Annotated in this window: 16 protein-coding genes; 8 read left to right on the top strand and 8 right to left on the bottom strand. The window is 63.5% G+C overall.

Translation table 11 applies throughout. The features are described 5' to 3' along the window. Positions 1–76: 76 nt before the first annotated feature. On the top strand, positions 77–829 hold the full coding sequence (locus QA643_RS29480; protein WP_283029168.1) for an alpha/beta hydrolase: 753 nt from the start codon (positions 77–79) through the stop codon (positions 827–829). A 106-nt stretch (positions 830–935) separates the two neighbouring features. Here QA643_RS29480 and QA643_RS29475 read toward each other — a convergent pair whose 3' ends face one another. From QA643_RS29475 to QA643_RS29460, 4 genes are all read right to left on the bottom strand, one after another. Then, the gene (locus QA643_RS29475) at positions 936–1,556 is read right to left on the bottom strand and encodes a flavin reductase family protein (protein ID WP_283029167.1); all 621 of its coding nucleotides are present in this window, start codon (positions 1,554–1,556) and stop codon (positions 936–938) included. Positions 1,557–1,695: 139 nt separating this feature from the next. Then, the gene (locus QA643_RS29470) at positions 1,696–2,970 is read right to left on the bottom strand and encodes an acyl-CoA dehydrogenase family protein (RefSeq protein WP_283029166.1); all 1,275 of its coding nucleotides are present in this window, start codon (positions 2,968–2,970) and stop codon (positions 1,696–1,698) included. Positions 2,971–3,182: 212 nt separating this feature from the next. Further along, the gene (locus QA643_RS29465) at positions 3,183–4,514 is read right to left on the bottom strand and encodes an amidohydrolase (RefSeq protein ID WP_283029165.1); all 1,332 of its coding nucleotides are present in this window, start codon (positions 4,512–4,514) and stop codon (positions 3,183–3,185) included. 284 nt (positions 4,515–4,798) lie between these two features. Then, entirely contained in the window at positions 4,799–5,179 is a 381-nt protein-coding gene (locus QA643_RS29460) for a VOC family protein (protein ID WP_283029164.1), read from the bottom strand. 311 nt (positions 5,180–5,490) lie between these two features. Here QA643_RS29460 and htpX point away from each other — a divergent pair, with 311 nt between their 5' ends. Both htpX and QA643_RS29450 read left to right on the top strand, forming a co-directional pair. Continuing rightward, positions 5,491–6,432 (top strand): zinc metalloprotease HtpX, encoded by a 942-nt coding sequence (gene htpX / locus QA643_RS29455; RefSeq protein WP_283029163.1) that lies wholly within the window; start codon positions 5,491–5,493, stop codon positions 6,430–6,432. A 94-nt stretch (positions 6,433–6,526) separates the two neighbouring features. Continuing rightward, positions 6,527–7,420, top strand: a complete 894-nt coding sequence (locus tag QA643_RS29450) for a LysR family transcriptional regulator (RefSeq protein ID WP_283029162.1) — start codon at positions 6,527–6,529, stop codon at positions 7,418–7,420. Between the two features lie 4 nt (positions 7,421–7,424). Here the strand turns inward: QA643_RS29450 and QA643_RS29445 are convergent, their stop codons facing one another. Both QA643_RS29445 and QA643_RS29440 read right to left on the bottom strand, forming a co-directional pair. Continuing rightward, positions 7,425–8,831, bottom strand: a complete 1,407-nt coding sequence (locus tag QA643_RS29445; protein WP_283029161.1) for an FAD-binding protein — start codon at positions 8,829–8,831, stop codon at positions 7,425–7,427. 313 nt (positions 8,832–9,144) lie between these two features. Next, complete coding sequence (locus tag QA643_RS29440) at positions 9,145–9,924, bottom strand: SDR family oxidoreductase (protein ID WP_283029160.1); 780 nt, start codon at positions 9,922–9,924, stop codon at positions 9,145–9,147. Between the two features lie 162 nt (positions 9,925–10,086). Here QA643_RS29440 and QA643_RS29435 point away from each other — a divergent pair, with 162 nt between their 5' ends. From QA643_RS29435 to QA643_RS29425, 3 genes are read left to right on the top strand one after another with little or no spacing between them, the layout of a single operon-like run. Beyond that, positions 10,087–10,878 (top strand): enoyl-CoA hydratase/isomerase, encoded by a 792-nt coding sequence (locus QA643_RS29435; protein WP_283029159.1) that lies wholly within the window; start codon positions 10,087–10,089, stop codon positions 10,876–10,878. Further along, on the top strand, positions 10,875–11,861 hold the full coding sequence (locus tag QA643_RS29430; protein ID WP_283029158.1) for a phosphotransferase family protein: 987 nt from the start codon (positions 10,875–10,877) through the stop codon (positions 11,859–11,861). The genes QA643_RS29435 and QA643_RS29430 overlap by 4 nt, the downstream gene beginning before the upstream one ends. 2 nt (positions 11,862–11,863) lie before the next feature. Then, positions 11,864–12,238: a DUF6285 domain-containing protein gene (locus QA643_RS29425; protein WP_283029157.1), complete on the top strand. Its 375-nt coding sequence runs from the start codon at positions 11,864–11,866 to the stop codon at positions 12,236–12,238. Positions 12,239–12,439: 201 nt separating this feature from the next. Here QA643_RS29425 and QA643_RS29420 read toward each other — a convergent pair whose 3' ends face one another. Continuing rightward, entirely contained in the window at positions 12,440–13,219 is a 780-nt protein-coding gene (locus tag QA643_RS29420) for an enoyl-CoA hydratase-related protein (RefSeq protein ID WP_283029156.1), read from the bottom strand. Between the two features lie 221 nt (positions 13,220–13,440). Between QA643_RS29420 and QA643_RS29415 the strand changes: the two genes are divergently transcribed. Both QA643_RS29415 and QA643_RS29410 read left to right on the top strand, forming a co-directional pair. Continuing rightward, positions 13,441–14,715 (top strand): acyl-CoA dehydrogenase family protein, encoded by a 1,275-nt coding sequence (locus QA643_RS29415; RefSeq protein WP_283029155.1) that lies wholly within the window; start codon positions 13,441–13,443, stop codon positions 14,713–14,715. A 63-nt stretch (positions 14,716–14,778) separates the two neighbouring features. Then, positions 14,779–15,198, top strand: a complete 420-nt coding sequence (locus tag QA643_RS29410) for a GFA family protein (RefSeq protein ID WP_283029154.1) — start codon at positions 14,779–14,781, stop codon at positions 15,196–15,198. Positions 15,199–15,369: 171 nt separating this feature from the next. On the opposite strand, the gene QA643_RS29405 is transcribed toward QA643_RS29410, so the two are convergent. Then, on the bottom strand, positions 15,370–16,950 hold the full coding sequence (locus tag QA643_RS29405; RefSeq protein WP_283029153.1) for a fatty acid--CoA ligase: 1,581 nt from the start codon (positions 16,948–16,950) through the stop codon (positions 15,370–15,372). Between the last annotated feature and the right edge of the window lie 83 nt (positions 16,951–17,033).

The following is a 17,033-nucleotide window of genomic DNA, read 5'->3' as shown; positions in this document are numbered from 1 at the left end:
CGCCAGCGATTTCGATACAAAACGCAGGACAAGATCGGCCCCGCGAAGGCGTGATGCGCGGGCAGGGAGAAACCGCATGAGCTTTCTCGAAAAAGACGCCGTCCGCATCCACTATGAGGAGGCCGGTTCCGGCTTCCCGCTGCTGCTGATCGCCGGCGGCGGGTTGAACTCGAACATCTCCGGCATCACCGGCGACTATCCGCCCTTCAACGCCATCAAGGAGTTTGGCGACGAGTACCGCTGCGTCGCCTTCGACCTGCGCAACGCGCCGCCCGGCCAGTCGTCAGGGCCGCTCGAGACCGACCGCCCCTGGGATTCCCACACCGACGATCAGCTCGCGCTGATGGACCATCTCGGTTTCGAAAAATTCATGGTGCTGGGCTTCTGCATCGGCGGCCCTTTGATCTGGAATTTGCTCAAGCGCGCGCCGGATCGCGTGGTGGCGGGCGTGCTCGCAATGCCGTCAGGCTCGCGTCCCGAAATGCGCGACCTGTTCTACGACAACAACATGAGGGGCTGGGCGCCCGAACTGACAAAACGCCGGCCCGACATCACGATGGAGCAGGCCGAGAAATTCCTGACGCGGATGTACCGCACCAATCCGGATTTCGTGTTCACGGTCACGCGCGATTTCGTGCGGCAATGCCAGACGCCGGTCTTGATCCTGCCCGACGACATCCCGGCGCATCCCTATGCGGTCGCGATGGAGAGCGCGATGCTGGCGCCGAACGCCGAAGTGAGTTTATTTCCGTGGAAGGAGCCGAAGGAGCGGGTACCGCTCGCGGTGCGCCAGATCCGGTCTTTCATGCGCGCACACCGGCCGGCCTGAAATTCGTAGGGTGGGCAAAGGCGCGCTTGCGCCGTGCCCACCATCTTCATGCGTGGTTGGAATGGTGGGCACGCTTCGCTTTGCCCACCCTACGAAACGCGTCGGCTCAGACGGCGGTCTTCGCCCCCTCGGCCGGCGGAAACACCACGCGATCATCCGTCCGGCAATAGCGATCCGCGAACATGCGGCCGATCGGGTGATAGCGATCCATGTGCACGCGCATCGCGACGTGGTCCCACAAGTCGTCGCGGATGTGGAAGTGGATGCCTTCGCCCATGATCAGCAGGCGGTCGCCGTTGACGTCGATTTCCTTCCAGGTCCTGCATTCCATCGAAAACGGCGCATCTGCCAGCCGCGGCACGGCGATTTTGGTCGAGGGCGCCAGTTTGAGTTTAAGGTAATCCGGCTCGCCGATCTCGGGCGGAAAATCGCCGCTGCTCTCATGCATCGCGTGCGCCAGCGCCTCGTCGGTCATGTTGACCACGAATTCGTTCGTCGCCCGGATGTTGATCACCGTATCCTTGACCCGGCCGTCGGGCCGCAGGTTGGCGGCGAACATGCAAAGCGGCGGATCCTCGCAGAACACGTTGAAGAAACTGAACGGCGCCGCGTTGACCACGCCGGCAGGTCCCACCGACGTCACCCACGCGATCGGCCGCGGCAGCACGAACGACGTCAGCACCTTGTAGCGCTCGCGGGGTTTTAGGTCGGAGGGGTCGTACTGCATGGGGGACTCGCGGGTGGGGCTAGTTTCTCCGTCATTGCGAGCGAAGCGAAGCAATCCATAGCGCGGCATATGAAGGCATGGATTGCTTCGTCGCTTTGCTCCTCGCAATGACGGTTGCGTTGGCTTTGTGAGCAAGCCGCTACGGCATGCTCAGCTCATGCCTGCCGACCACCATCCAGTGCACCTCATCGGGACCGTCGGCGAAGCGCAGATGCCGCACGTCCTGGTACATTTCGCCGAGCGGGCTCCACTGCGAGATGCCGGTGGCGCCGTGCATCTGGATCGCCTGGTCGATGATCTTGCAGGTACGCTCCGGCACCATCGCCTTGACCATGCTGACCCAGATCCGCGCTTCCTTGTTGCCGAGCACGTCCATCGCCTTGGCCGCTTTCAGCACCATCAGCCGCATCGCCTCGATCTCGCAGCGCGCCTGCGCGATGATCTGCAGGTTGCCGCCGAGATGGGCGATCTTCTTGCCGAAGGCTTCGCGGGTCAGACCGCGCGACACCATCAAATCGAGCGCCTTTTCCGCCTTGCCGATCGTGCGCATGCAGTGATGGATGCGCCCCGGGCCGAGGCGGACCTGCGAAATTTCAAAACCGCGGCCTTCGCCGAGCAGGATGTTCTCCTTCGGCACGCGGCAATTGTTGAAGCGCAGGTGCATGTGGCCGCGCGGCGCGTGGTCGTGGCCGAACACGTGCATCGGCCCGAGGATCTCGACACCGGGTGTATCGATCGGTACCAGGATCTGCGACTGCTGCTTGCTCGGCGGCGCGTCGGGATTGGTCTTCACCATCACGATCATGATCTTGCAGCGCGGATCGCCGGCGCCGGAGATGTAGTATTTCTCGCCATTGATCACCCACTCGTCGCCGACCAGCTTTGCCGTGGTCGAAATGTTCTTGGCGTCGGAGGAGGCGACGTTCGGCTCCGTCATCGCATAGGCCGAGCGGATCTCACCTGCGAGCAGCGGCTTCAGCCACTTCTCCTTCTGCTCCTTGGTGCCGACGCGCTCCAGCACTTCCATGTTGCCGGTATCCGGCGCCGAGCAGTTCATGGTTTCCGACGCCAGCGGATTCTTCGCGAGCTCGACCGCAATATAGGCGTAGTCGAGGTTCTTCAGGCCTTCGCCGGTCTCGGCATCCGGCAGGAAGAAATTCCACAGCCCTTCCTCCTTGGCCTTGTCCTTGGCCTTCTGCAGCACCGCGAGCTGTTCCGGCGTGAAGCTCCAGCGGTCCTTCTTGGCCTCGCCGAGCCGCATGAATTCGACCGACATCGGGTCGACCGTCTCGCGGATGAATTTCTTCACGTGCTCATAGAGCGGACGGACCTCGTCCGACATTCTGAGATCGTTGAGTTCTTCGCCCGGATTGAGATTGTAGGTCGTCGTTCGCGGGATATAGGCGTGCTTCATGGATATTCCTCCCATTTGCGCAGAGATCTCTCGGGCGCATTTGGCCGGCACTGTAGACGGCAGGGCATAGCTTGTACAAGCGCGGGCGAGGCGCGCACGATTTTCCGTGCCATGGCAAGTGCGTAGGATGGGTAGAGCGAAGCGAAACCCATCATTGAGCGCATCGTCAATGCCCAGGATGGGTTTCGCTGCGCTCTACCCATCCTACGAACTTATTTGCCTTTGCGCTTGTCGAACGCGCTCAGCACCGCGAGCGTCATGGCGGTGACGCCGGTTTCGATGGTCGGCTTCGGTACCGGCGCGAACAGCGGCGAATGATTTGATGGTATCGGCGGGCCACCGTTGCGCACGGCGTCGATGCGTTCCTGGTCATAGACACCGATGTTGAACATCATCGACGGCACGCCGGCGCCGGCATATTCGGAGAAATCCTCGCTGGCGGTCCCCGGCGGCGAAACCCTGAACTTGTCGCCGAATGCCGCCTTCAGGGCTTCGGCGGTGGCGGCCACCACATCGGGATCGTTCATGACAGACTTGGTCCCCTCGGCCATCCTGATGTCGGGTGCAGGGGCGCCCGACATGGCGGCGACGGCCTTTGCCGTTCGTTCGATCCCGGCATGCAGCTTGGCGCGAACCTCGGGCTTGAAGGAGCGAATGGTGCCGGAGAGCTGCACGGAATCGGGAATGATATTTCCGGCAGTGCCGCCGTGAATGGCGCCAACGGTCACGACGCCGAATTCGTTCGGGTCTTTTTCGCGGCTGATCACGCTCTGTACGTCGACAATAAACCGCGCCGCAATCGTAACGGGGTCGATCGTCGTGTGCGGCGCCGAACCGTGACCGCCGCGGCCGTGGAATGTAATTTCGAGACCATCGGCGGCAGAGGAGCCGACCCCGGTCCGATAAAAGACCGTGCCGTGAGAGAACGGGCCTGCATGCAGGGCAAAGGCGGCGTCGGGTTTGGGGAATCGCGTGAACAGGCCGCTCGCAATCATGGCACGGGCGCCGGCCACGATCTCTTCCGCCGGCTGCGCGATGAACATCAGCGTGCCGCGCCACTGGTCCTTCAGGCCAAGCAGCGTCTTCGCCGTTCCGACCCAGCTCGCCATGTGGATGTCGTGGCCGCAGCTATGGGCGACGAACACCTCGCGCCCGCCCCAGTTGGTCTTGTCCCGGCTCGCATAGTCGAGGCCGGTCTTTTCCTCCATCGGAAGCGCATCGAGCTCGGTGCGCACCATGATGGTGGGGCCGTCGCCGTTCTTGTAGATCGCGACCAGCCCGGTCTTGCCGACATTCTCGGTGACGTCGAAGCCGAGCGCGCGCATTTCCGCGGCGAGCCTCGCGGCGGTTTTCACTTCCTGAAAGGCAAGCTCAGGATGCGCGTGGATTTCCTTGTAGAGCCCGTCGAGCTGGGGGTAGGTGCTTTCAATCGATGCCGCGATCGCCTTCTTGAGCGTGGTGACATCGATCTCGGCGTGCGCGGGCGCGAGGCTAGCCGAGAGCAATGCGGCGGAGGCCGCCAATGAGATGGCAAATCGATTCATGGCCTGGCGCTCCTCTTCTAGTCGTTCATGTCAAACCTCATGGTGAGGAGGCGCCCTTGGCGCCGTCTCGAACCATGAGGCCCGGTCATTGCCCTCATCCTTCGAGACGCGGCATTCGCCGCTCCTCAGGATGAGGGGAGGGGTTGCGCGCTCCGCTATGTCCACGTCATTGCGAGCGCAGCGAAGCAATCCATCTATCCCCGTGCCGAGACGTGGATTGCTTCGCTGCGCTCGCAATGACGGAACTGGATACATTCACAGACTCTCAGGATGAGGTTCGAGAGTCACGCCGGCATACGGTGCATCGCGCAGATCTTGTTGCCGTCGAGATCGCGTAAGTAAGCCAGATAGAGCTTGCCGCCGGGGCCTTCGCGAACGCCCGGCGGATTTTCGCAGGTCGTGCCGCCATTGGCGATACCGGCCGCATGCCAGGCGTCGGCCTGCTCGGGAGAGTCGGCTGCAAAGCCGATGGTGCCGCCATTTGCGGGTGTCGCCGGCTGGCCGTTGATCGGCTTGGTCACCGAGAACACGCCGGTCTTGGTGAAGTAGAAAATGCGGTGGCCGTCGACCTTGGCCGGCCGCACCCCGAGCGTGCCGAGCAGGGCGTCATAGAATGCCTTGGCCTTGTCGAGGTCGTTGGTGCCGATCATCACGTGCGAAAACATTGCTTCAATTCCTCCCCAGTTTCCGATGAGCCACCGCGATTTGCGTTTTCGCATGGCGGAACAAGCCCGTGCGGCGCTCGTTGGCCAAATGTAGACGGTGGCGTCCGCGTTGTACAAGCCGGGCGGGAGCAACTGGCGCTGGCGGGGGGCCGTGCCCAAGCCGTCAGATTACGTTTCCGTAATTCGGCACGGTTTCGGCCGCCAAACGCGGCGCCTCGACGCACCCCGGCATCTTGAAGCGCCGCCAGGGCAATTCCTACCTTTGGGATGCCAGCCACGGCCTTCCGGCCGGAGGCGGCAAGGAGACGACAATGAGCTATTTCAAGACTGCCATCCTGTTGGCCGGTCTTACCGGCCTCTTCATGGGCGTCGGCTATCTGATCGGCGGCGCCAGCGGCGCCATGATCGCGCTCGTGATCGCCGCCGCGACCAACATCTTCGCGTACTGGAATTCGGACCGCATGGTGCTGTCGATGTACGGCGCCCATGAGGTCGACCGTAACAGCGCGCCCGACCTCGTCCACCTCGTGGCCGAGCTCGCGGGGCGCGCCGGCCTGCCGATGCCGCGCGTGTTCGTGATGGACGAGGCGCAGCCCAATGCGTTCGCCACCGGCCGTAATCCGCAAAACGCCGCGGTCGCGGTGACCACGGGCCTGATGCAATCGCTGAGCCGCGAGGAGCTCGCCGGCGTGATCGCGCATGAGCTCGCGCACATCAAGAATCACGACACGCTGCTGATGACCATCACCGCGACGATCGCCGGTGCGATCTCGATGCTGGCGCAGTTCGGCATGTTCTTTGGCGGTCATCGCGACAACAACAGCGGCCCGGGCGTCATCGGCTCGATCGCCATGATGATCCTGGCGCCGCTCGGTGCCATGCTGGTGCAGATGGCGATCAGCCGCACCCGCGAATACGCCGCCGACGATATGGGCGCACGCATTTGCGGCCAGCCGATGTGGCTCGCGTCGGCGCTGGCGAAGATCGCGGGTGCCGCGCATGTGGTCCCGAACCCGGAAGCCGAGCGCAATCCGGCCACCGCGCACATGTTCATCATCAACCCGCTGTCGGGCCACGGCATGGACAATCTGTTCACCACGCACCCGTCGACCGAGAACCGGATCGCCGCCCTGCAGCAGCTGGCGGGAGAAATGGGCGCACATGGCGGAACGCTTTCGACGAATACAAGCGGCAACTATCTGCGCCACAGCCCGTGGGGCCGGCCCTCGGCCTCGCGCGGGCCGTGGGGATAGGCACGTAAGACAGCAAACAGGGAAGGGCCCGTCGCGATGGTCGCGGCGGGCCCTTCTTCAATGATACACTATCCCGCAAAGGGGGATCCCGCGCGTGGAACGGTTGGACGACCTCGAAGCCTTCGTGGCGGTGATCGAGAAGGGCAGCCAGGCGGCGGCCTCGCGTCACCTGCGCCGTCCGTTGCAATCGCTGAACAGGTCGCTGATCGCGCTGGAGCGTTCGGTCGGCGTCGAGCTGGTGAAGCGGACCACGCGACGCTCGGAGCCGACGGAAGCTGGAAAACTGTTCTATGAACGCATCAAGCCGGCGGTTGCCGAAATCATCGAGGCGCGCAACGAAGCCGCCAGCCTTCGTGGCGAAGTATCGGGCCCGCTGAAGGTCGGCGCGCCGGTGTTGTTTGCGTCATCCTATGTCGCGCCGATCATCGGCCGTTTCCTCAAACTCTATCCGAAGGTCGAGATCGAGCTGAAGGCGTCCGACGACCAGGCCGACCTCGTCGCCGAAGGGCTCGACATGGCGGTGCGGATCGGCGTCTCCGCCGATGAGCAGCTGACGGCGCGCCGGCTGCAGGCGCTGCGCGTCGTAACCTGTGCCGCGCCATCCTATCTCGCCCAGCATGGCGTCCCAAAACATCCGGACGAGCTTGGAAACCATCACTGCGTGCTGCGGTCGGGAACGGGGCCGACGCACAAATGGCCGTTTCGCATCGGCGGCAAGCTGCAGAGGATCAGCGTGTCCGGCCGCTTTCACTCGAACAGCGCCGCCGCGATCCGCGCGGCAGCGGGTGAAGGCGTCGGCTTTGCACAGCTGCCGCTCTGGCAGATCAGGGAGCTGGTCGAACAGGGGGCGCTGACCATCGTCCTGCCGGAGTTTGAAACCGAGGGCATGCCGATCCAGCTGGTCTGGCCGCCGACCAAGGCGCCGCTGGAGCGCATGCGGCGTTTCACCGATTTCCTGGCCAGCGCGCTCAAGGCCGAGCTGCTCTAGCGCGTCATCGGAACGTTTCGTAGCCGGGGGTCAGCAGGCCTGCCGGATCGAGCTGCCGTTTGTTTTCGGCGAACCGTGCCCAGCCCGGCCCGAAATGATCTTTCCAATCATCCTGCGACATCGGAAACGCACTGACCGGATACTGCATTGCGCCGGCGCTGCGGAGGCGTTCATAGAGGCTACGGTTCTGCGCCACCATTCGCTCCGTCGCGGCGCGATCGTCGGACGGCGGCATGCGGATGACATTGAATGGGAAAACGACGTCTTCGTCGGGCAGGCGGAGCAGCGGCGTGCGGCACGCGTTCGTTCGCATGGGATAGCAGGTGATCCGTCCGAATGGCCCGATATCCACCGGGCTCAGTTCGGCGAGGACGTCGCGCGCGAGCTTTTCCGCGCTGCTGCCGGGCAGGAACGTCAGCAGCCAAGGTTTTGGGGTCGTCCACTGTCCCTTCGATCGAAGCAAAGCTTCGAATTTTGCGAAGGCGGCGGCATCTTCGCGATAGGTGAGGTCGGTCGTGACAGCGGCGCTACGCATGTCCGCCGACGTATTGAGCAGGATTTTATCGTCAGGCGGCTGGTCGCCATGATAGAACACCGCTCCCTCGAGCTGATACTGCCAGCCGCCGGCGCCGTCGGGAAGAATGGCGCCCTGCAACTGATCGAAACGATCTTCCGCCAGGGCACGCCGCTGGTCGGCGATCAGTTCGCTCAAGCCGGGATAGAACAGTTGAAAGCGGCGAACGCGCTCCGGCGCGCGCACCAGGCGCAAGGTCGCGCGGGTGATGATGCCGCATTGGCCGAGCCCGGCCCTGATGGCGTCGAACGCGGCGGGGTTCGCTTCCGCCGAGCAGGTTAATTCGTTTCCGTCGCCCGTCACGATATCGAGCTCGAGAACGTTGTCAGTCTGCATGCCATGTCGGGATGAGGAGCCGCCGATGCCGCCGACCGCGAGCGTGCCGCCGACCGACAGGCCGAGATAGTTGGTCAGCACCGGCGGCGTCAGGCCTTGCGGCAGCGTGGCATCGAGCACGCTCTGCCAGCTCGCGCCGGCGCCAACCACGACGCGGTCCGGCCTGATGTCGCCGATTGCACCGAGCCTGCCCATATCGACCACGATGCCGCCTTCGCTCAGCGCGCGGCCGTAGATCGAATGGCCCCGGCCGCGCGGGGCAACCTTCAGTCTCTCGCTTTTTGCAAGGCGGAACAGGCTGGCGATCTCCGCGCCCGAGACAGGCTGCGCGACTACGCGCGGCTCCTTGCGAAGCAGACGGCCGAAATCGGTGCTCGCCTCAGTGCGAAGGCCGTCGCGCAACGCCAACTCGGCCGCGGCGGCGGCGAGGCCCCAATCCTGCGAGGTCATGGCCGCGGCGATCAGGCCGGTACCCAGAAACGTGCGTCTGTCTGACGTCATGAACGATCCTCTTTTTCGCCCGGCTGGAACGTTCAACCGGGTTACTCGAAGGAAGCTGGCTTCGAGGATCGCAGGTAACAATTATCGTCCGGCGCGATGGACCATCCCGCAAACCGGGACAATCGCCGGCGGCCGCGGGCCTGCTTTGCCCACCCTGCAGCGGCAACGCGCGCTGTCGTCACCCGCGAAAGCGGGTGATCCAGTATTCCAGAGATCGCAGTGATAGGGCCGATAAGCCGCGGCGTACTGGATTCCCGCATGCGCGGGAACGACGATCGAGTGTGCGGCGCCGATCAGGGCATCTCGACCAACCTCAAAACGCCGTATACCCGCCATCGATCACGAAGCAATCCGCCGTATGATACGACGACGCCTTGCTCATGATGTACACCGCGATGCCGCCGAAATCCGCAGGCTCGCCGAACCGGCGCACGGGAATGCGCGGCATCACGTTGGCGACGAACTTGTCGTTGGCCATGATGCCCGCGGTCATGTCGCTTTTGATCCAGCCGGGCAGGATCGCGTTCGCGGTGACGCCGTAGCGGGCGAGCTCCACCGCAAGCGCGCGGCATAGCGCGTTCAACGCCGCCTTGGTGCCGGCATAGTGCTCGTTGCGGGCGGTGCCGAACAGCGAGGCAAGGCTCGAGGTTGCGACCAGCCGGCCGAATCTGTCGCCCGCCTCGGCGCGCTCGGTCATGTGGCGGGCGGCGGCCTGAAACACGTGGAAGACGCCGTCGAGATTGGTCGCGAACATCCGTCGCCATTCCTCCTCGGTGCGGTCGATGAAGGCCCGCCGTCCGCCGCCGCCGATGCCGGCATTGGCAAAGCAGCCGTCGACCCGGCCGAACGTATCCAGCGTCGCCTGCATCGCTGATTTCACCGATGCCGGATCGGAGACGTCGCAGATTTGCGTGTGCACCTTGCCGGGCCCTGCCGACATGGTCGCGGCGGCCTTGCTGTTCTTCTCGGCGTTGCGGCCCCAGATCGAGACGTTGCAGCCGGCCGCGTTCAGGGCCTGTGCGATGCCAAGGCCGATGCCGCCATTGCCGCCGGTAATCACGGCCGTGCGGCCGGTGAGATCAAAAATGCTCATGCGATGTTTCCATTTTGTTTGGAACAGACTTGCGCCCGGTGGCGGGCAGATGTTCTGGCGCAAGCATGGACAAGGCGGTCAAGAAAATCAAATATGGGCGCGACATCATCCGGTCTCTTCCGCGCAGCGAAATAGCGCGTAAACACAAGTCATGAGGAAGCAATGCAGTTCAAGCACGTCACGCTCGATTTCGACGGCCCGGTCGCGATTCTCAAGCTCGATCATCAGGAGGTCATGAACGCGGTCTCGATGGACATGCTGGGCGGTCTTGGCGAGGCGCTCGATGCGATCGACGACAAGCGGGACGAGGTGCGCTGCCTGGTATTGACCGGGGCAGGGCGCGCTTTCTGCACTGGCGCCAATCTGCAAGGCCGCAATAGCCAGAAGGCGGGAAAGAGCAATGCCGGCCAATCGCTGGAGATCGGCTTCCATCCGTTCCTGCGGCGGCTGCGCCGGCTGCATTGTCCGATCGTATCGGCGGTCAACGGTCCCGCCGCGGGCGCCGGCATGAGCTTTGCGCTGATGGGCGACATGATCCTGTGCGCGCGCTCGTCCTATTTCCTGCAGGCGTTCCGCCGCATCGGCCTGGTGCCGGATTGCGGCTCGACCTGGCTGCTGCCGCGGATCATCGGCAAGGCACGCTCGGTCGAATTGTCGCTGATGGGTGAGCGGCTGCCGGCGGAGAAGGCGCTGGAATGGGGGCTCGTCAACCGCGTCTACGACGATGCGGTCTTGATGGAGGAGGCGATCAAGCTCGCGCATGAGCTGGCCAACGGACCGACGGTCGCGCTGTCGCTGATCCGCAAGCTCTATTGGGACAGTTCAGAAAACTCCTTCGAGGAGCAGCTCAACCTCGAATATGAGTCGCAGCGCATCGCCGGCTCGACGGAAGATTTCAGGGAGGGCGTTGGCGCGTTCCTCGAGAAGCGTCCCGCCAAGTTCAGGGGCAAATGATCGAGGATCAACTCGGACGCTGCGTCTCCTCCTGGTATCCGGGGGCGACTGGCGTCACGGGCGCGGCAAAACTTTCCGGTGGCGCCAGCCAGGAAACCTGGACGTTCGATATCGTGCACCCGAGCGGCAATGTCGGCGCCATCCTGCGCCGCGCGCCGCCGGGCTACGGCGCCTCGCCTGGGCGGGCCGCGGGTCTTCATGCCGAAGCCACCTTGATGCAGCTTGCGCACGATGCCGGCCTGCCGTCGCCGCGCGTGATGCATGTGCTGAGGCCCGAGGACGAGCTCGGCCGCGGTTTCATCATGCAGCGGATCGAGGGTGAGACCATCGCGCGCAAGATTCTCCGCGACGAGAAGTTCGCCAAGGCACGGCCGATATTGGCACGGCAGTTAGGGAGCATCATCGCCGGCATCCACGGCTTGCCGGCTTTGAGGCTGCCGAAACTGCGCGAGGTGAGCGCAACAAAAGAGATCGCCGACCTCGAGCGGGAATACCGCAGCTTCAACTGGCCGCGTCCGGTGTTCGAGCTGGCGCTGCGTTGGCTCGGCGAGCGCGATCCTGGGCCGTCGAAGGAGGTGACGCTGGTGCATGGCGATTTCCGCCACGGCAACCTCATCATCGGCCCTGACGGGGTGCGCGCGGTGCTGGACTGGGAGCTCGCGCATGTCGGCGACCCGATGGAGGATCTGGGATGGATCTGCGTCAACTCCTGGCGCTTCGGCGAGATCGACAAGCCGGTCGGCGGCTTTGGCACGCGCGAGGAGCTGTTCGCCGGCTACGAGGAGGCGGGCCGCAAAGTCGATGCGGACAGGGTGATGTTCTGGGAAGTCATGGGCACGCTGCGTTGGGGCATCATGTGTTGCGGCATGATGCAGCGTTTTCGCCAGGGCCCGGACCATTCGATGGAGCGCGCCATGATCGGCCGCCGTTCGTCGGAGACGGAGATCGATTTATTGAGATTGCTTGCTCCGAGAGGAGGATGATTGTGCAGGACGAACCCACGCCCACCGAACTGATCAAGGCTGTCGCGGATTTTTTGCGCAACGAGATTGCGCCTGATATCAAGGGCCATAATGCGTTCAAGCTCCGCGTCGGTATTAACGCGCTCGACCTGGTCACGCGGCAATTGGCACTGGCGCAGGAGAGCGATGCTGCGGAGGCGGCGCGGCTCAAGCAGTTGCTCGGCATGGACGGCGCGTTGATCGACCTCAACCGCGTGCTGTCGGAAAAGATCGCAGCGGGTGAAGTCGATCTGGAGACGCCGGGGCTCGCCGAGCATCTCTGGCAGACCACGATGGACAAGCTGGCCGTCGATCAGCCGAATTACGCGTCGTACAAGAGGGAGTTAGGGAATAAGTAGGATGGGTAGAGCGAAGCGAAACCCATCAGAGCATCGACGATGCGCCCGATGATGGGTTTCGCTGCGCTCTACCCATCCTACGGCGCCAACTCTCCGCCGTCATTGCGAGGAGCGCAGCGACGAGGCAATCCATCTATCCCCGTGTTGAGGCATGGATTGCTTCGCTTCGCTCGCAATGACGTGGATAGGGTGTCGAGAGCCCTACCGCCCCAGCCATTTCGGCGGCCGCTTTTCCGAAAACGCCTTCGGTCCCTCGATGTAATCCTGCGAGGCCGCCATCGCCTTCACGGCGGGATATTCGCGCTGCTCGGCGATCGCCTGTTCCAGCGATACTTCGAGCCCGCGCTGAATCGCCTGTTTGGAAGCGCGGATCGACATCGGTGAGTTCTTGCAGATGGTCTCGGCCCAGCGCTCGGCCACTGCGAGTGCCTCGCCGGCAGGAACCACCTCATTCACAAAACCGAGCTCAAGCCCCTCCTTGGCGGAGACGTGGCGCGCGGTGAGGATCATGCCCATGGCGCGCTTCAGCCCGATCTGCCGCGGCAGCCGGTGCACGCCGCCGGCCAGTGCGGCGAGGCCGACGCGGGGCTCGGGCAGGGCGAAGGTGGCATTTTCCGACGCGATGATGAGGTCGCAGGCCAGCGCGATTTCAAAACCGCCGCCCATCGCGACGCCGTTGACGGCGGCGATGATCGGCTTGTCGCAGTCGAAGCGCGAGGTGAGGCCGCCAAAGCCGCCCTTGTCCCAGCCACGCTTGCCGCCGGCGGCCTGCCATTTCAAATCGTTGCCGGCGCAGAACGCCTTGTCGCCGGCGCCGGTGACGATCGCAACCCACTGCTCGGGGTCGGCGGAGAAATCGTCGAACACCTTGTTGAGTTCAAAATGCGCGTCGATATGCAGCGCATTGTACACTTCGGGCCGCGATAGCGTGATGATCGTGATCGGTCCCTTGCGCGTCACCTTTGAGAATTTCAGGTCCATGTTGGCTCCCATGTCAATTTTCTGCCGAGAAGAATATTGGCAGGGATCATAGCGCGACGCGGCCGTGTGAAACCATCCAATTGCGCAAGGCCCCCGCGCATGCCAAGGCCGCTTCCATTGCTTGACTTAATCGCGGTCTTCTCAGCTAAATCAACCTGAGCAGGAGCGCTCTGTAGCGCCTAAACGCAAAAGCAATAAACGACATTTCCGGGAGAGCCGCCTTGGATTTCAACCTGCCCGCCGACCTCGTTGCCTATCTCGACGAACTCGACCGCTTCATCGCGCGCGAGATCAAACCGCTGGAGGAGGCCGACGACAACATCCGCTTCTTCGACCACCGCCGCGAATGGGCGCGCACCGATTTCGAGAACGGCGGCTTGCCGCGCCACGAATGGGAAGCGCTGCTGCGCAAGGCAAAAAACCTCGCCGACGCGGCTGGGCATCTGCGCTTCGCGATCCCGAAGCGTTACGGCGGCAAGGACGGTTCCAACCTCTGGATGGCCGTAATCCGCGAGCATTTTGCCGCGAAGGGGCTCGGCCTGCACAACGATTTACAGAACGAGCATTCGATCGTCGGCAACCTCCCGCTCGTGACCATGCTCGATCGCTACGGCACCGACGCGCAGAAGGCGATGATCGACGGGTCGATCACGGGCAAATACCGCATCACGTTTGGTCTGACGGAGCCGCACCACGGCTCGGACGCGACCCATATGGAGACGAAGGCGGTGCAGGCCACCCGCGACAACGTCAAGGGCTGGATCATCAACGGCGAGAAGATGTGGACGACCGGCATGCACGTCGCCACCCATTGTGCGCTGTTTGCCCGCACCTCGGGCAATGACGGCGACGCGCGCGGCATCACCTGCTTCCTGGTGCCAGCCAGAAGCGAGGGTGTGAAGGTCGAGGAATATATGTGGACCTTCAACATGCCGACCGATCATCCGCGCGTCAGTTTTACGGACGTGTTCGTGCCCGAGGATGCGCTGTTCGGCGAGGTCGGCCGCGGCCTGTCGCTGGCGCAGTGCTTTGTGCATGAAAACCGTATCAGGCAGGCGGCAAGCTCGCTCGGCGCCGCGGTCTACTGCATCAACGAAAGCGTCAAATATGCCCGTGAGCGAAAGCCGTTCGGCAAGGCGCTGGCGGAGAACCAGGCGATCCAGTGGCCGCTGGTGGAACTGGCGACGCAAGCGGAGATGCTGCGGCTATTGATCCGCAAGACCGCATGGGAAATGGACCAGCTCACTCAGGCCCAGGTCGAGCATACGCTGTCCGACCGCGTCTCGATGTGCAACTATTGGGCAAACCGACTGTGCTGCGAGGCCGCCGACCGCGCCATGCAGGTGCATGGCGGCATGGGCTATTCGCGCCACAAGCCGTTCGAGCACATCTACCGCCACCACCGCCGCTACCGCATCACAGAAGGCAGCGAGGAAATCCAGAAGCGCAAGGTGGCGGGATTCCTGTTCGGCTATATGGGGGCGGGGAAATATTAGGAGCGTATGATGGAAGGTGGATGTACGTGCCAAAATATCCGCTACCGATTGAGCGGCCGGCCGATGATCGTGCATGCCTGCCATTGCAGCTGGTGCCAGCGCGAGACCGGCACGGTGCACGCAGTCAACGCGCTATATGAAGCTGACAGGGTCGAGCACCTCAAGGCCGAGCCCGAGATCATCGATACCCCGTCGGCCAGCGGCAAGGGCCAGAAGATCGCGCGCTGCCCGGTCTGCAAGGTCGCCGTCTGGAGCAATTATCCCGGCTCCGGCCCCGCGGTGCGCTTCGTCCGCGTCGGCACCATGGATGATCCAAGCCAGTGCCCGCCGGACGTTCACATCTTCACCTCGACCAAGCAGCCCTGGGTTACGCTGCCGCCGGGTGCAAAGGCGTTTGCCGAATTCTACAATCCGGCGGAGGTGTGGTCGGATGAGATGAAGGCCCGCCACCGCGCCGCGCGGGAGAAGGCGGGGAAGAAGTGAGCGGCCGCTCCGCTCTCAACGCGTCGTCCCCGCGAACGCGGGGACCCATAACCACAGGACGCAGTTTGAGGCACGGCGGTCAAGAGAAGGCAACTAACACTTCCCATATCAGCAACGACACGGCGTATGGGTCCCCGCGTTCGCGGGGACGACATCGTTTGATGACGGGGCCTAATTCACCTGACGATCTTTCCCCGCCCAATACGGCTCGCGCAGATTCCGCCGCAAGATTTTCCCCGACGGGTTGCGCGGCAGCGCTTCGATGAAGTCGACCGATTTCGGCGTCTTGAAGCCGGCAATGCGTTCGCGGGTAAAATTGATGATGTCGGTGGCGGTCGCCTGCTTGCCCGGCTTCATCACCACGATCGCCTTGACCGCTTCGCCCCATTTGTCGTCGGGAATGCCGATCACGGCAGCCTCGGCGACATCGGGATGATCGCATAGCGCGCTCTCGACCTCGGCGGGATAGATGTTCTCGCCGCCGGAGATGATCATGTCCTTGATACGGTCGTGGATATAGAGATAGCCGTCCTCGTCCATGTAGCCGGCATCGCCGGTGCGCAGCCAGCCGTCACTGCCGAGCGTCCTCGCGGTCGCCTCCGGCAGGTTCCAGTAGCCGGCCATGTTGGAGCCGGAGCGGGTGGCGATCTCGCCGACCTGGCGGGGCGGCAAGCGGTTGCCGTCGGGATCGAGGATTGCGATCTCGATTCCCGGCAGCGCCTTCCCGGCTGAGCGCATGCGCTCCAGCCCCTCGACATGGTCCTCAGGCGGAAGCGCGACGATGGTGCCTGTCGTCTCGGTCATGCCATAGAGCTGCACGAAGCCGCACTTGAACACCTCGATGCATTCCTTCAGCAGCGCCGCCGGAATCGGCGAGGCACCGTAGAGCATGTATTTCAGCCGGGAAAAATCAACCTGCCGCGCCCGCGGCTGCCGCACCACGAACTGCATCGCGGCCGGCACCATAAAAAGCTTGGTGATTCCAGACTGCTCGAAGAAATCGAGCACCCTGGTCGGATCGAACTCGCGCGCGATCACGCCCTTGGCGCCGTGATAGAGTCCCATCACGCCCCAGCCGGAGCCGCCGATGTGGAAGACGGGCATCGCGACCAGCGAGACGTCGTCCGCCGACCATTTGTTCCATTCGGGCTTCTCAGCCTCGCTGCCGGCGTGCACGAGGTTGAAGAAGTTGGCATGCGACAGCATCGCGCCCTTGGGCTTGCCCGTGGTACCCGACGTGTAGAGTTGGATCGCGATGTCCTTCGGGCCGATTGGCACCTTTGGATCATCGCTGCTGGTCGCATCGCGCCAGGCCGCAAAATCCTGCCATTCCGGCGCGCCGCCTTCGGTCGTGATGATGGTGCGGATATCGGGCAGTTGCGGCTTGATGTTGCGGACCTGCGTGATGAACTCAGGGCCCACGAACAGCACCGGCGCCTTGCAGTCGCTGACGATGAAGGCAACCTCCGGGCCGGCGAGGCGCCAGTTGACCGGCGCCATCACGATCCCCGCCTTCATCGCGCCCATCAGCAGCTCGAAATAGAAGTCGCTGTTCTTGCCGAGATAGGCGATGCGCTCGCCCGGCTTGATCTCCATCGCAATCAGCGCGTTCGCGACGCGGTTGGTCTTGACGTCGAACTCGGCGAACGTGGTCTGGCGTCCCTCGAACTCATAGGCGATGGCATCGCCACGCGTTTTGGCGCGCTCGCGCACCATGTCGGCAAGATTGGTCAATTGCTCCGGCGCGGACATGTCTCTCCCGTATCGTTTTGTTATCGTTGCGCGGAGTGTGGCGATAACGTGCGCAGAAGACAATACGGGGATGCCGTCGTCCC

The sequence above is a fragment of the Bradyrhizobium sp. CB3481 genome (genome assembly GCF_029714305.1).
Taxonomy (GTDB): Bacteria; Pseudomonadota; Alphaproteobacteria; order Rhizobiales; family Xanthobacteraceae; genus Bradyrhizobium.
This window is presented reverse-complemented; position numbering and strand designations above follow the sequence as displayed.

Coding starts and splice junctions, on each gene's coding strand:
- QA643_RS29435 (WP_283029159.1), top strand. CDS start 10,087: ATGCAGTTCAAGCACGTCACGCTCGATTTCGACGGCCCGGTCGCGATT.
- QA643_RS29470 (WP_283029166.1), bottom strand. CDS start 2,970: ATGAAGCACGCCTATATCCCGCGAACGACGACCTACAATCTCAATCCG.
- QA643_RS29430 (WP_283029158.1), top strand. CDS start 10,875: ATGATCGAGGATCAACTCGGACGCTGCGTCTCCTCCTGGTATCCGGGG.
- QA643_RS29480 (WP_283029168.1), top strand. CDS start 77: ATGAGCTTTCTCGAAAAAGACGCCGTCCGCATCCACTATGAGGAGGCC.
- QA643_RS29405 (WP_283029153.1), bottom strand. CDS start 16,950: ATGTCCGCGCCGGAGCAATTGACCAATCTTGCCGACATGGTGCGCGAG.
- QA643_RS29445 (WP_283029161.1), bottom strand. CDS start 8,831: ATGACGTCAGACAGACGCACGTTTCTGGGTACCGGCCTGATCGCCGCG.
- QA643_RS29410 (WP_283029154.1), top strand. CDS start 14,779: ATGATCGTGCATGCCTGCCATTGCAGCTGGTGCCAGCGCGAGACCGGC.
- QA643_RS29475 (WP_283029167.1), bottom strand. CDS start 1,556: ATGCAGTACGACCCCTCCGACCTAAAACCCCGCGAGCGCTACAAGGTG.
- QA643_RS29440 (WP_283029160.1), bottom strand. CDS start 9,924: ATGAGCATTTTTGATCTCACCGGCCGCACGGCCGTGATTACCGGCGGC.
- htpX (WP_283029163.1), top strand. CDS start 5,491: ATGAGCTATTTCAAGACTGCCATCCTGTTGGCCGGTCTTACCGGCCTC.
- QA643_RS29460 (WP_283029164.1), bottom strand. CDS start 5,179: ATGTTTTCGCACGTGATGATCGGCACCAACGACCTCGACAAGGCCAAG.
- QA643_RS29420 (WP_283029156.1), bottom strand. CDS start 13,219: ATGGACCTGAAATTCTCAAAGGTGACGCGCAAGGGACCGATCACGATC.
- QA643_RS29465 (WP_283029165.1), bottom strand. CDS start 4,514: ATGAATCGATTTGCCATCTCATTGGCGGCCTCCGCCGCATTGCTCTCG.